Source organism: Streptomyces resistomycificus (assembly GCF_001514265.1).
GTDB lineage: Bacteria > Actinomycetota > Actinomycetes > Streptomycetales > Streptomycetaceae > Streptomyces > Streptomyces resistomycificus.
Genome location: NZ_KQ948989.1, coordinates 818,869 through 833,666, shown reverse-complemented (window position 1 = coordinate 833,666; position 14,798 = coordinate 818,869). Strand labels below are relative to the sequence as shown.

Genomic DNA, 14,798 nt, shown 5'->3' with positions numbered 1-14,798 from the left:
CGGCCGTGTGAGGACTTCCGGCTTCCACCGCTTCTCACGGCAGCCGCCGCCCGGCTGTGTCGAGTGGGCCGCCGACGCCGGAACGCGCCCGCCGGTGACCGGCGCACCGCCGACGCCCCATCGCGCGTCCGGCGAACCCGGCAGCGCCTGACCGCGTCGCCCGGCTCGCGGCCAGCGGGCGCCCGTCCTCGCCCGCCCTCGCCCGCCCTCACGCCTGCCGCACGCTGGTCACCCCCGCCCGTCGACCAGGCTCGCCGGGCGCAGATCGGTCCAGTGGGACTCCACATAGGTGAGACAGGCTTCGCGGGTGGCCTTGCCGAAGACGGACCGCCAGCCGGCCGGGACCTCGGCGAAGGACGGCCAGAGCGAGTGCTGGTTCTCGTCGTTGACCAGGACCAGGAAGCTGCCCTGCGGGTCCTCGAACGGGTTCGTGGTCATGCGCGGTCACTCCTCGTGGACACGGTGGACTTGGCGGTGAACAGTTCCGACAGGGGCGACTCCGGCGCGGCCACGGCCCTCCGCAGCAGCGTGGTGAGTTCGTCGGTGAGGCCCCGCACCGTGGCGGTGTCGAGCCGGTCGGTCGCGTGGATCAGCGCGCAGTGCACCGGTCCGTCACCGCGCGGCTCGTGGAAACCGAGGGTCAGGTCGGCCCGTGCCGCGCCCGTGGGTACGGCCTGCAAGGAGCCCATGCCGCCCTCCAGGGCCTCCAGGTCCGCCTGTTCGTGCTGGACCACCATCACCTGGGGCCCCCGCGCGGGCAGTCCGGTCTCGCCAACCACCCGGTCGAACGGGACGTCCTGCCGGTCCAGGGCACCGAGTGTCGTCTCCCGCACCCGGCTCAGCAGTCGCGCGAACGTGGGGTCGCCCGCCGTGTCGGTCCGCAGGACGACCGTGTTGAAGAAGCAGCCCACGAGATCGGCGAGTTGGTCGTCCGTGCGGCCCGCGACCAGGGTGGCGATCGGCAGGTCGGTGCCGGCGCCGTGCGCGGTGAGCAGCGCCGCCAGGGCTGAGTGCAGCACCATGAACATGCTGGTTCCGGTGGCGCGCGCGAGCAGGTCGACCTCCGTGTGCAGCCCCGCGTCGAGCACGAACCCCACATGCCCGGCCGCCCGCCGCGAGCCGTCGACGGCGTCCGGGCGCGGCCGGTCCCCCGGCAGCGGCAGTTCTCCCGGAACGCCGCTCAACGCCTGTCGCCAGTAGGCCAGTTGGCTCCCCGCCCGGCTCTCCGGGTCGGTGGCGTCGCCCAGTACCTCGTGTGCCCACCGGGCGTAGTCGGCGTACGTCACCGGCAGCGGATCCCAGCCGGGGTCCCGGCCCTCGACGCGGGCCGCGTACGCGGTGGTGAGGTCGCGGAGCAGCGGGACCACCGACCACTCGTCCACGGCGAGGTAGTGCAGGGTCAGCAGCACCGCCTGACTGCCGTCCGCGCCGGTGAGCAGCCGGACCCGCAGGGGCGCCTCCCGCCGCACGTCCGGCACTTCGGCGACGAGTTCGGCGATTCGGGCGTCGAGGTCGACGCACCTCTCGACGGCCAGGCGGGGCCCCTCGACGTCCTGGGGCGAGACCGTGCCGTCGTGTTCGGTGAACGCCGTGCGCAGCGGCTGGTGCCGGGCCGTCACGTCGGCGAGCGCCGCCCGGAGCGCGTCCGCGTCCAGGCCCCCCGGCGAGCGCAGCACCAGCGCGTGATCGAAGCCGGGGGTGTGCCGGTGAACGTCCCACTGCCGACGCTGGACGGGGGCGACGATTCGGACGGGGTCCGTCGCGGCGGGGCGCAACGCGGGCCGGGCGGTCGCCGCTCCGTGGAGTTTGGCGGCGAGGCCCGCGACGGTCAGCGCGTCGAAGACGTCCCGGATGCTCAGTTCGGCCCCGAACTCGGTGCGGATCCGGCCGAGCAGCCGCATCGCGGCCATCGAGTGGCCGCCCAGCGCGAAGAAGTTGTCGTGGACCCCGACGTCGTCCAGCCTGAGGATCTCCCGGAACAGTGCGGCCAGCCGGGCCTGGGTCGCGGTGGCCGGGCGGGCGTCGCCGGTCATGGCGGTCCAGTCGGGGGCGGGCAGCGCCCTGCGGTCCAGTTTGCCGTTGGGGGTCAGCGGCAGCGGTCCGTCCAGCGCCGTGACGAGGGCCGGGACCATGTACTCGGGCAGCAGCCCGGCGACATGGGCCCGCAGCGCCTGGGGGTCGAGTTCCTGGCCGCTGTCGGGTACGGCGTAGCCGACCAGGCGCACGATGTCGCCGTCGCGGTGGGGCAGCACCGCGGCCTGGCCGACCGCCGGGTGGCCGGTGAGGGCGGCCTCGATCTCCCCGAGTTCGATACGGAAGCCGCGGATCTTCACCTGGGTGTCGACCCGTCCGAGGAAGTCGAGGTTGCCGTCGGACTGCCAGCGGGCGCGGTCGCCGGTGCGGTACATACGGTTGCCGGGCGGGCCGAACGGGTCGGCGACGAACCGTTCGGAGGTCAGGGCTGCCTTGCCGAGATAGCCGCGGGCGAGTCCGCGTCCGGAGACGTACAACTCCCCGGGCACGCCCGGCGGTACGGGGCGCAGCCGCTCGTCCAGCACGTAGCAGCGGGTGTTGGGGTCGGGGCGGCCGATGGGCACCCGGCCGGGCGGGCGGCCGCCGTGCTCCCGGGAGGGCCACAGCGTGGAGTTGACGGTCGCCTCGGTGAGCCCGTAGGCGCAGATCAGGTGGGCGGTGGCGCCGAAGCGCTCGAACAGGTCCGGCGGCACGGTCTCGGTGCCGACCAGGACGGTCGATCCGTCGGGGAGCCGGCAGCCTTGGGGTAGTGCCGAGACGAGGGACGGCGGCAGGATCATGTGCGTGACGCGCTGCTCCGCGAGGAAGTCGGTGAGTGCCGGCCCCGCGACCCGCGCCTCGTCGGAGACGAGGACCAGGCGTCCGCCGTGGCACAGCGCCATGGACAGTTCGAAGGCGAACACGTCGAAGCCGATCGAGGCGAACTGCAGGACCCGGCTGTCGCGTCGCAGGCCCATCCGGTCCACGGCGGTGGCGACCAGGCTGGAGATGCCCTCGTGCGGGACGACTACGCCCTTGGGGCGGCCCGTCGAGCCGGAGGTGTAGATGACGTAGGCGGCCCGGTCCGGTGGGACGGCGGCCGTGGCCGGCGGGGTGCCGGGCAACCGGTCGAGGTCCGCGGCGGTCCCGGGCGCGTCGAGCAGCAGCACGGGGACGTCCGGCACGTCGGGGATCTTGCCGGCCACCGGCTCGCTGCCGACGACGAGCGCGGCACCCGAGTCCTCGATCATGTAGGTGAGCCGGTCGGCGGGGTGGACGAGGTCCAACGGCAGGAACGCGGCGCCGAGTTTGAGTGTGGCGAGCACGGTGGCCACCATGTCGACGGAGCGGGGCACGGCCACGCCGACCACGCTCTCGGCCCGCACGCCGTGGGCGGTGAGAAGCCGGGCGATCCGGTTGGCGCGCGCGTCGAGCTGCGCGTACGTCAGCGACCGGGAGCGCTCCACGACGGCGACGGCGTCGGGCTGTTCGGCGAGCCGACGGGCGAACAGGCCGGGCAGGGACGCCTCCTCGACGTCCCTCGCGGTGGCGTTGAAGTCCTCCAGGACGAGCCGTCGTTCCTCCAGGGTGAGGATCTCCGCCTGGGAGACGGGCCGTTCGGGCGCGGCGGCCAGCGCGGCGACCAGCCCGCGCAGGCGTTCCCCGATGCGTACGGCGGTCTCGTGGTCGTACAGCTCGGTGGCGTACTCCAGTCGGCAGCCGAGGGATCCCGGGCCGCCGTCGGTCGCCGGCCGCTCGGTGAAGGCGAACACCAGGTCGAACTTGGCGGAGTCGACCCGGAAGGGCAGGAACTCGGCCTGCAGACCCGGAAGTTCGAGGCCGTCACCGGTGCGGGCGTGGTAGCCGACCATCACCTGGAACAGCGGGTTCCGGGAGAGCGAGCGCGTCGGGTTGATCGACTCGACGACCGCCTCGAAGGGCACGTCCGCGTGGGAGAAGGCAGCCAGGTCGGTCTCGCGGACACGGGCCAGGAACTCGGTGAAGGAGGGGTCGCCGCCGAGGTCGGTACGGAGCACGAGCGTGTTGACGAAGAACCCGACGAGGTCGTCCAGGGCCTCGTCGCCCCGGCCCGCGATCGGTGCGCCGAGGGGGATGTCGGTTCCGGCGCCCAGCCGGTGCAGGAGGGCGGCGACGGCCGCGTGCACCACCATGAACATGCTGGCGCCGGTGTCGCGGGCCAGTCGCCTCAGCCCTTCGTGTGTCTCCGCGTCGAACTCGATGCCGAACTCGGCTCCGGAGAACGTCGGCCGCGCGGGCCGGGGCCGGTCGGCGGGAAGGTCGAGCTCCTCGGGCGCTCCGTCCAGGTTCCCGCGCCAGTACTCCAGCTGCCGGGCGGCGAGGCTGCCCGGGCCGGCGGGGTCGCCGAGCAACCGCCGCTGCCACAGCGCGTAGTCGGCGTACTGGACGGGCAGCGGCTCCCACGCAGGGGCGGTCGCCGAGGTGCGGGCGCGGTAGGCGGTGGCCAGGTCGCGCAGGAACGGGCGGTCGGACCACTCGTCGGTGGTGATGTGGTGCAGCAGCAGGACGACGACATGGTCCTCGGGCGCGATCTCCACGAGCGTGGCGCGGACCGGCAGTTCCGCTGCGAGGTCGAACGGCCGGCGTACGGCGGTGTCGACGACGTCGGTCACCTCGTCCTCGGCGGCGTGCAGGAGCTCCACCACCGGGCGGGCTTCGTCGGCGGGCAGCACGCGTTGGAACACCTCGCCGTCGCGCTCGGTGAACAGGGTGCGCAGCGCCTCGTGGCGGGCGGTCACGTCGGCGAGGGCGGCACGCCAGGCGTCCACGTCGAAGGCTCCGCGCAGCCGCAGCACCAGGGGGAAGTTGTACGCCGCCGAGGTGCACTCGATCTGCTGGATGACCCACAGGCGCTGCTGGGCGTGGGACAGCGGCAGTTCGCCGGGCCGGTCCGCCGGTGTCAGCGCGGGCCGTCCGCCGGTGTCTGGGCGGCCGGTGCGCCGCACCAGCTCCGCGACGGTCGGTGCCTCGAACAGGTCGCGGATCGCCAGTTCGGCGTCGAGTGCGGTGCGGACGCGGCTGACGAGTCGGGTGGCCAACAGGGAGTGCCCGCCCAGGTCGAAGAAGTCGCTGTCGATGCCGACGGCCTGCTCGGGCAGGCCGAGCACCTCGGCGAAGAGCGCGCGGAGGGTCTCCTCCTCGGGTGTGCGAGGCGGGCGGCTGGCGGCCGTGCCGCTGAGGTCGGGGGCGGGCAGCGCCCTGACGTCGAGTTTGCCGTTGACGGTCAGCGGCAGGGTGTCCACCGCCATGAAGGCGGCCGGGACCATGTAGTCGGGCAGGACGGCCTTGAGGTGGTCGCGCAGTCGCCGTGCGAGGTCCTCCCCCGCCTCGGCGCCGGCCTCCGGCACCACGTATCCGATGAGGCGCTTCGTCCCGGCCGACGGCGCCACCACGACCGCGGCGTGCGCGACCTCCGGGTGCCCGGTCAGGGCGGTGGCGATCTCGCCCGGTTCGACGCGGTAGCCGCGGATCTTCACCTGGTCGTCGGTGCGGCCGAGGAAGTCCAGCAGGCCGTCGGGGCGCTGCCGGACCAGGTCGCCGGTGCGGTACATGCGCTCGCCGGGCGCTCCGAACGGGTCGGCGACGAAGCGTTCCGCGGTCAGGCCGGGCCGGTCGTGGTAGCCGCGGGCCAGGCCGGTGCCCGCGATGTACAGCTCTCCGGGGCAGCCCGGCGGGACCGGGCGGAGCATCGCGTCCAGCACATGGGCGCGGGTGTTGCGGATGGGCAGGCCGACCGTCGGGGTCGCGCTGTCCGTGGTGGATCCGCCCAGCGTGTTGATGGTGTACTCGGTGGGCCCGTACAGGTTGTAGCCGTACGTGCCCTCGGTGACGCGCAGCCGGGTCCAGACCGCGTCGGACACCGCCTCGCCGCCGAGCAGGACCAGGGCCGGCCGGTGCCTGCCCGTGGCCTCGTCCTGTTCGAGCAGGCCCTCCTCGATCAGGAGTTGGGCGTACGTCGGGGTCACGTTGACCACGTCGACGCGATGCCGGTCGCAGTAGGCGACCAGCGCCTCGGCGTCGCGGCGCAGTTCCTCGTCGCAGACGTGCACCTCATGGCCCTCGACGAGCCAGAGCAGTTCCTCCCAGGACATGTCGAACGCGAAGGACACGGTGTGGGCGATGCGCAGACGGCGTCCGCCCGCGGACGCGATCGCCGGGTCGAAGATCTCCCTCTGGTGGTTGAGCTGCATGTTCGTCAGGCCCCGGTACGGGGTGACGACGCCCTTTGGCCGGCCGGTGGAGCCGGAGGTGTAGATGACGTACGCCGGATGTTCCAGCCGGTCCGGCACGTCGTGGGCGAACGCCGGCCGCTCGGCGTCGGTGATCTCGCCGTCCGGGAGCGCGGCGAGCTCGGCTGCCACGGCCGGGTCGTCCAGGAGGAGTTCGGGGGCGGGCGGGCCCGCCTCGCCGCGCAGCGCGGGGGCGACGGCCGTGGTGGACACCAGCGACACGGGGCCGGTGTCCTCGACCATCAGCCGCAGCCGGTCGGCTGGATGGTCGAGGTCGAGCGGCAGATAGGCGGCGCCCGTGCGCAGCACGGCGAACAGAGCGGTGACCATCTCGATGGAGCGCGGCAGCGCGAGGGCGACGACCTTCTCGGGCCCCGCACCCCGGGCCAGCAGCAGCCGGGCGAGCCGGTTGATGCGGGCGTCCAACTCGGCGTAGGTGAGGGCGTGTTCGCCGAAGACGAGGGCGACGGCGTCAGGGGTGCCGGCGGTCTGGACGGCGAGCATGTCGGCGATGGTGGTGTTCGGCAGGGGCGCGCGGCTGGTCTCCCACCGGGTGGCCAGCGCGGTCCGTTCCGCCGGCAGGAGCAGGTCGACGCGGGCGGTCGGGGTGGCGCCGTCGGCCGGTGCGTCGAGGGCCTCTGCCAGCTGTTCCAGTACGGCCGTGAAGCGGGCGAGGATCAGCGTCGCGTCCTGGGCGTCGAACAGGTCGGGCCGGGCGGCCAAGGTCACCCGCAGCCTGGATTCCGGCGTGACGATCAGGGTGAGCGGGAAGTGCGTGCCGTCCACGTTCGTCACGTCGGTGATGCCGTGCCGTCGCCGTAGGGTGGCGGCCCGCTGCTCGCCGTCGGCCGAGCGGAGCACGAACAACGTGTCGAACAGCCTGCGGTGGCCCGTCTCCTGCTGGAGGCTGCCGAGCCCCACGTACTCGTACGGCATGACCGCCGCGCGTTCGGCCTGTGTCCTGCGCAGCAGGTCGAGCAGGGGCTCGTGCGGGTCGAGGGCGACACGGGCGGGGACGGTGTTGAGGAACATGCCGATGATGCCGGACGCGTGGGGCACGTCGGCGGGGCGTCCGGCCACCGCCGTGCCGAAGACGACGTCACCGCGGCCAGTCATGGCGCAGAGCACCAGCCCCCAGGCCGCGTTCAGCACGGTGTTCAGGGTCAGGCCGTGCCGTCGCGCCACGGTGCGCAGCCGGTCGCCGGTCGCCTGCGGCAGGACGGCGTCGAAGTCCGCCGGTATCACCGGCCCGCTGTCGCGCCCCGTCGGCGCGACCAGGGTCGGCTCGTCGAACCCGGCGAGCGCCCCGCGCCACGCGGCCAGGGCCGCGTCGGTGTCCTGCCGGTCCAGCCAGGCGAGATAGTCGCGGTAGGAGCCGGGGGCCGGGAGCCCGGTGGCGTCGCCGGCCCGGTCGTACAGCGTGAACAGCTCCTCCAGGAACAGCCAGGCGGACCAGCCGTCCCACACGATGAGGTGGTGGGTGACGACCAGCCGGTCCCGGCCGTCGCCGAGGCGGATCAGCAGCAGACGGGCCAGCGGGGGCACGCTCAGGTCGAAGCGCCGACGGCGGTCGGCGGCGAGGAGCGCGTCCGTACGGGCCCGCTGCTCCTCGGCCGGCAGCGCGGAGAGGTCCTGCTCCACCAGGGGTATCTCGGCGCCGTCCGCGATGAACTGGACCGGGCGGCGCATGCCGTCGCTGACGAACCCGGCGCGCAGACTGGTGTTGCGCTCCAGCAGGGTGCGGCAGGCGGCCCGGAGCCGGCCGGCGTCGACGCGGTGGTCGAGGTCCAGGGTCTCCTGGGACAGATAGACGTCGAGTGCCTCGCCGGCGTCGTAGGTGGCGTGGAAGTACATGCCCTCCTGGAGCGGGGACAGGGGCCAGATGTCCGCGACCGTCAGTCCCCCGGCGGCCTCCTCGACACGGGCGGTCTCCTCGGGCGTGAGCTCCGCCCCGCCCAGGGGCGCGGGCGGCCGGGGCTCCCCGGGTGGGCCGGCCGCGGCGGTGAGCTGGTCGAGCAGTGCGCGCAGGGCAGGGTCGACGGCCGCTCCGGATCGCTCCTGCTGGAGGAGTACGGCCTTCAGGGCGGCCGCGGCCTGTCCCGCCTCCTCGGCCCGCACGGTCACGCCGGCGCTGTCGGTGGCGTCGGAGCGGTCGGTGCCGTCGGAGCGGTCGGTGCCGTCTGCGGGCGTGGCGTCGGCCGGGACGGTCACGTCTGCGGGCGTGGCGTCGGCCCGGACGTCCCGGGCCGCGGCGGCGAGTGCGGCCGGAGTGCGGCGCTCGAACACGTCGCGCGGGGCGATCTCCAGTCCCCGTTCCCGGGCCTGCGTGGCGACGGCGATGGACGTGATGCTGTCGCCGCCCAGGGTGAAGAAGTCGTCGTCGGCGCCTATGCCCGGTACGCCGAGCACGATGGCGAAGATCTCGCACAGGGCGCGTTCCCGCTCGTCGCCGGGGCCCCGTCCGGCGGCGACGGGGGCGACGGCCGGTGCGGGCAGCGCGTTCTGGTCAAGCTTTCCGCTGGGCGTCAGGGGGAGTTCGTCGAGGACCACGACGGCGGACGGCACCATGGCGGGGGGCAGGGCGTCCGCCAGCGCGTCGCGCAGGGCCTCGGTGCCGGGCGCCTGGGGGCAGGGCACGGGAACGGCGTACCCGACGAGGGCGCCGTCCCGCACCACGACGGCTGCCCTGGCGACGCCCGGCAGGCCACCCAACAGTGCCTCGATCTCGCCGGGTTCGACGCGGTTCCCACGGATCTTGACCTGCCGGTCGGTGCGTCCCAGGTACTCGACCGCCCCGTCGGCCCGGCGCCGGACAAGGTCCCCGGTGCGGTACATGCGCTCGCCCGGCGCACCGGACGGGTCGGCGACGAAGCGTTCCGCCGTCAGGCCGGGCCTACCGTGGTAGCCGCGGGCCAGTTGCAGACCGGCGAGGTAGAGCTCGCCGGGCACCCCGTCCGGCACCGGGCGCAGGAACGCGTCCAGCACGTGCAGCCGGGTGTTCCACACGGGCCGGCCGATCGGGACGAGGCCTTCGCCGCCGCCCTCGTAGGGGAAGTACGTCACGTCCACGGCGGCCTCGGTCGGCCCGTAGAGGTTGTGCAGCGGCACCGGGGCGTGCCCCGCGCGGGAGGTCAGCTCACTCCACCGGCGGGCGTCGGCGCCGGTGAGCGCCTCGCCGCTGCAGAACACCCGGCGCAGACTCGACGACCAGTTGGGCCCGTCCGGCCTGCCCGTGCCGGTCTCCATGACCTGGAGGAACGCGGCCAGCATCGACGGTACGAAGTGTGTCGTCGTGATCCGCTCGGCGTGGATCAGACCGGCCAGGTAGGCCGGGTCGCGGTGGCCGTCGGGCCGGGCGAGGACGACCGCGGCGCCCTGGGTCAGGGGCCAGAAGAACTCCCACACCGACACGTCGAAACTCGACGGCGTCTTCTGCAGCACCCGGTCGTCCGCCCCGAGCCCGTACTCCCCCTGCATCCACGCGAGCCGGTTGACGATCGCCCGGTGGGTGACCTCGACCCCCTTGGGGCGTCCGGTGGAGCCGGAGGTGTAGATCAGGTAGGCGGGATGGTCCGGGCCGGCCGCCTCCCCAGGCGTGACGGGGAGGTCCGCCTCGTGTTCGGGTACCGGGCGATCCATCAGCAGCCGTTCCGGACCCGGCCCCTCGGGCAGCCGTCCGGCCGCCTCGGCGGTGGTGACGACGGTCCGCGCGCCCGAGTCGCCGAGCATGAACGCGATGCGGTCGGCGGGATAGTCGAGGTCGACGGGCAGGTAGGCGGCACCCGCCTTGAGGACGCCCAGCAGCGCCACCATCAGCTCCGCCGAGCGCGGAACGGCGACCGCGACGTACCGCTCCGGGCCCGCCCCGTGCGCGCGCAGCCGCCGGGCCAACGCCTCGGCGCGGGCGTCGAGTTCGGCGTAGCTGAGTTCGGTGCCCTCGAAGACGACCGCCGTGGCCCACGGGGTGCGTACCACCTGCGCGGCGATCAGCGACGCGAGGGTGGCGTCGGGAACCGGTCGCGCGGTGTCGTTCGACTCGGCGACGCGCCGGAGTTCCCGCCCGGACAGCAGGCAGGTCCGGGCGACCGGGCGGTCCGGGTCGGACACGAACGTCCGCAACAGGTCCACGAATCGGCCGGCGAGTGCTTCCATCGTCGGGCCGTCCAGCAGTGTGGCGTCGTGCTTGAACCTCAGCCGCAGCCCGGTGTCCCCGCCCGGGTCGACGATCAGTGCCAGGGGGTAGTGGACCGCGTCGTACACCTCGGCGCCGGTGACGCGTGGCGCGTCCGTGCCGTGGCCGGAATCCAGGTCTGCCGCTGGTTGGTTCTCGAACACGACGAGGGTGTCGAAGAGTTCGCCGCCTCCCGCGGTCCGCTGGATGTCGGCCAGACCGAGGTGCTGGTGGTCCAGCAGGGCGGCGTGCTCGTCCTGGACACGGCGCAGCAGCGCGGTGAGTGACTCCTCCGGACGCGGGCGTACGCGGGCCGGGACGGTGTTGACGAACAGGCCGACGGCGCGGTCGAGTCCGTCGACCTCGGTGGTCCGGCCGGACACCGTCGACCCGAACACCACGTCCTGAGAGCCGGTCAGGCCACCGATCAGCAGGCCCCAGAGGCCGTGGACGACGGTGCTCGTGGTGAGGCCGTGGGTCCGGGCGCGGTTCGTCAGGTCTGTGGTGAGGCCGGCGGGCAACGGAACGTCGAGGTGTGCCGGGCGGACGGGGCCCTCCTGCTCGTTCGCCGTGGCCAGGGACTCGGCGAGCAGGGTCGGCCCCGCCAGGCCGGCCAGGGTCCGCCGCCACGCCTCGCGCGCGGCTTCGCGGTCCCGGCTCGCCAGCCAGGCCAGGTACGGGTGCGGGCCGACGGGATCGGCGAGCTCCTCGCGCCGGAGGAGGGCGAGCAGCTCGCGCAGCAGGACGGAGACCGACCAGCCGTCGGCGATGATGTGGTGCAGGGTGAGCAGCAGGCGATGCCGTCGGCCGTCGCGCAGGAGCGCGGCCCGTAGCAGCGGGGGCCGAGCCAGGTCGAACGGCTCGGCTCGGTCCGCCGCCAGCACCTCGTCCCACCCGGTACCGGCGATGTCGGCCTGCCGCCACGGCAGGGTGGTGTGCTCGGCGAGCCGCTGGACCACACGTCCGTCGGGGAGTTGGCGGAAGGAGGCGCGCAGCAGGGGGTGCCGGTCGAGCAGCGTCTGCAGGGCACGGCGCAGCAGGTCCGGGTCGACCGGTCCGGTGAGCTCGAACAGCTCCTGGACCAGGTACACGTCGGTGGCCTGGTCGTCGAAGCGCGCGTGGAAGAAGAATCCCTCCTGGAGCGGCGACACGGGCAGGGCGTTTTCGTCCAGGTCCACACCGGTTGCCGGGGTCGTGGCGCCCGCGTCCCGGTCAGCGGCCCGGGCGAGGGCGGCCACCGTCCGCTGCCGGAAGACGTCCCGCGGTGTGATCGGCAGCCCGGCCGCACGGGCGCGGTTGACGAGCTGGATGGCCACGATGCTGTCGCCGCCGAGTTCGAAGAAGCTGTCGTGGACGCCCACCGACGGCAGGCCGAGGACCTCCGCGAACAGGTCCGCGAGCCGGCGCTCGACGGGGCTGGTCGGCGCGTCGGCACCGCTCAGGGCGGTCCAGCCGGGCGCGGGCAGGGCGCGGCCGTCCAGCTTGCCGTTGGGCGTCAGCGGGAGCGGGCCGTCGAGGACGACGACGGCGGACGGCACCATGAAGTCGGGCAGTATGTCCGCCACTTGGGCCCGCGCGGCCGCCACTGCGGCGTCGGCGTCCGTACCGTCCGGCTCCGTGACGAGGTAGGCGACCAGGCGTTTCACGCTCCGGTGGTCCTCGCGCAGCAGGACGGTGGCCTGGGCGATGCCGGGGCAGGCCATGAAGGCGCTCTCGACCTCGCCCGGCTCGATCCGGTGGCCGCGCACCTTCAGCTGACCGTCGGACCGGCCGAGGAACTCCAGGTTGCCGTCGGTGCTCCAGCGCACCCGGTCGCCGGTGCGGTACATACGGGTACCGGGTGCCCCGAAGGGGTCGGCGACGAAGCGCTCCGAGGTGAGGGCCGGCCGGCCCAGGTAGCCGCGGGCCAACCCCCGCCCGGCGACGTACAGTTCGCCCTCGGCTCCCACCGGTACGGGGCGCAGCGCGGCGTCGAGGACGTAGGCCCGGGTGTTGGGGTCGGGCCGGCCGATGGGCGCGGGGCCCGGCCTGCCGGGGTCGGCGAGCCACAGCGTGGAGTTGACGCTGGCCTCGGTCAGGCCGTACGCGACGACGACCCGCATGCGGCCCGACCAGCGGGCGATCAGTTCGCTCGGTACCGCCTCGGTGCCGACGACGAGAACCGCTCCGTCGGGCAGCGGGCAGTCCCGCGGCAGCGCGGAGACGAGCGAGGGCGGCAGGATCATGTGGGTGGCGCGGTGCCGGGCGACGTACTCGGTGAGGGCGGGGCCCGCGACCCGGCGTTCGGCGGGGACGACGACGATCCGGCCGCCCACGCACAGCGACATGATCAGGTCCCAGACCGTCACGTCGAAGCCGACGGAGGCGAACTGCACGACGCGGCTGTCGGAGTCGACGCCGATCCGGTCGGTGGCGGTCGCGATCAGACTGCCGACACCGTCGTGGGTGACCACGACACCCTTGGGGCGGCCGGTGGAACCCGAGGTGTAGATGACGTACGCGGCCTGCCCCAGCGGGATCGGCAGACCCGGGTCGGACGCGTCCTGCGCGGCGCACTCGGCCGCCGTGGCCGGGTCGTCCAGCAGTACCCGGGCGACCACCGGTTCCCCGGGGAGTTCGGCGGCCAGGTCGCGCACGGTGACCACGGCCCGCGCCCCCGCGTCGGCCAGCATGTAGGCGATGCGGTCCTGTGGGTGGTCGGCGTCCAGCGGAAGGTAGGCGGCGCCGGTCTTCAGCACCGCGAGCAGGCAGACGACGAGTTCGGGTGAGCGTGGCAGGGCCACGGCGACGATGTCCTCGGCCCGCACCCCGCGCGACACCAGGAGCCGGGCCAGCCGGTTGGCGGCGGCGTTCAGCTCGGCGTAGGTCAGTTCCCGGTCCTCGCAGACCAGCGCCACCGTCTCGGGTGCGCGGCGCACCCGGTCCTCGAACGCGGCGGGCCAGGACACCTCGGGCACCTCGCGTGGCGCCACGCCGAACTCGTCGAGCAGCAGGGCGCGTTCGTCCCCGTCGGTGAGGTCGATACGGCCGACCGGGCGGTCGGGGTCCTCGGCGAGTGCGTCCAGCAGCGACAGGAAGCGGCGCTCGTGGTCGTGCAGTGCCTGTTCGTCGCAGACGTCCGCGTCCGCGTCGAGGTGGAGGCGGACGCCCTGGCCCGGGGGCGCCTCGGAGAAACTGAAGGCCAGGTCGCTGACGGGGCCGAGCCACGCCGGGTGGAGTTCGCTCACGTGGTCGCCGAAGCGCAGGTCCGCGGTGCGGGGCAGGACGTTGACCGTCGGCCCGACCAGTTCCGCCACGCCGTCGGCCAGCCCCAGGTCCCTGGCCAGGTCCTCGGCCCGGTAGCGCCCGTGTTCGACGGCCTCGGTGACCGCCTGCCGCACGTGGGCGACGAGTTCGGCGCCGGTCGTGCCCGGATGGACGGACAGGCACAGCGGTACGACGTTGGACACCATGCCGGGCACGGCGGGCACGGTGTCGGGGCGGGCGGTGACCGGCAGGCCGAGGACGAGGTCGCGCGCACCGCTCGTGCGGTGCAGGTAGGCGGCGACCGCGGCGACCAGGAGCCGGGAGAGCCGGGTACCCGCACCGCGGGCCACGGCGTCCAGGCGGGCGACCGTGCGCGGGGACAGTCCCGTGGTGCGCCGCAGCCGCCGGGTCATGGGCGTCGGGGCGCGTTCGACGAGGCGCACCGGTTCGGGCCGGCCGGTCAGCCGGTCGAGCCAGTAGGCGCGGTCCGCCCGGTGCTGGGCGGACCGCCGGTACGCCTCGTCGGCGTCGACCAGGTGTGTGAGCGCCCAGTCGGGAGCCGCGGAGTCCTGGTCGCCCGCCGTGTAGAGCTCGCCGGCCCGCCGCGTGAGCAGTACGACGCCCAGGCCGTCGACGACGACGTGGTGGTAGCGCTGGTACCAGAGCACGCGGTCGTCGGCGAGCCTGAGCACCGCCTGCGCGAACAGCGGCCCGGCCTCGAGCGGCGCCGTCCGGCGCCGGTCGGTGTCCATCCACGCGGCCGCCGACTGCTCGGGGTCGGGCTCGCCCCGCAGGTCGAGGACGAGCACGTCCACGGGGAACCGGGCGACGGTCTGCCACGGTGTCCCCCGCTCGGCCGTGAACCGGACGTGGGGTGCCTCGGCCTCCCCGACCGCACCGCGTACGGCCGCGACCAGACGGGCCAGGTCGACGTCGCCCCGCAGTTCGAGGACGTAGGCGAGGTGGTAGGCCGAGCTGTCCGGTTCGATCTGCTGGGCCAGCCAGATGCCGGACTGCCCGCCCGTCAGGGGCATCCCGGCTGCGGTCGTCCGGTCCGACTCGGCGTGAGGCATGGTGGGTCGCCCTTCCCTGCTGGCACG

At 74.1% G+C, this 14,798-nt stretch carries 2 protein-coding genes; both read right to left on the bottom strand.

What is annotated here, in order from left to right:
- Positions 1–228 precede the first annotated feature (228 nt).
- Entirely contained in the window at positions 229–438 is a 210-nt protein-coding gene (locus AQJ84_RS08685; RefSeq protein WP_030039857.1) for an MbtH family protein, read from the bottom strand.
- Positions 435–14,771: a non-ribosomal peptide synthetase gene (locus AQJ84_RS08680; RefSeq protein WP_053190120.1), complete on the bottom strand. Its 14,337-nt coding sequence runs from the start codon at positions 14,769–14,771 to the stop codon at positions 435–437. Before AQJ84_RS08680 ends, AQJ84_RS08685 begins: the two co-directional genes overlap by 4 nt.
- Positions 14,772–14,798: the final 27 nt, after the last annotated feature.

Excerpts from the sequence above, each read along its gene's own strand:
- AQJ84_RS08685 (WP_030039857.1), bottom strand. The coding sequence starts at position 438 with ATGACCACGAACCCGTTCGAGGACCCGCAGGGCAGCTTCCTGGTCCTG.
- AQJ84_RS08680 (WP_053190120.1), bottom strand. The coding sequence starts at position 14,771 with ATGCCTCACGCCGAGTCGGACCGGACGACCGCAGCCGGGATGCCCCTG.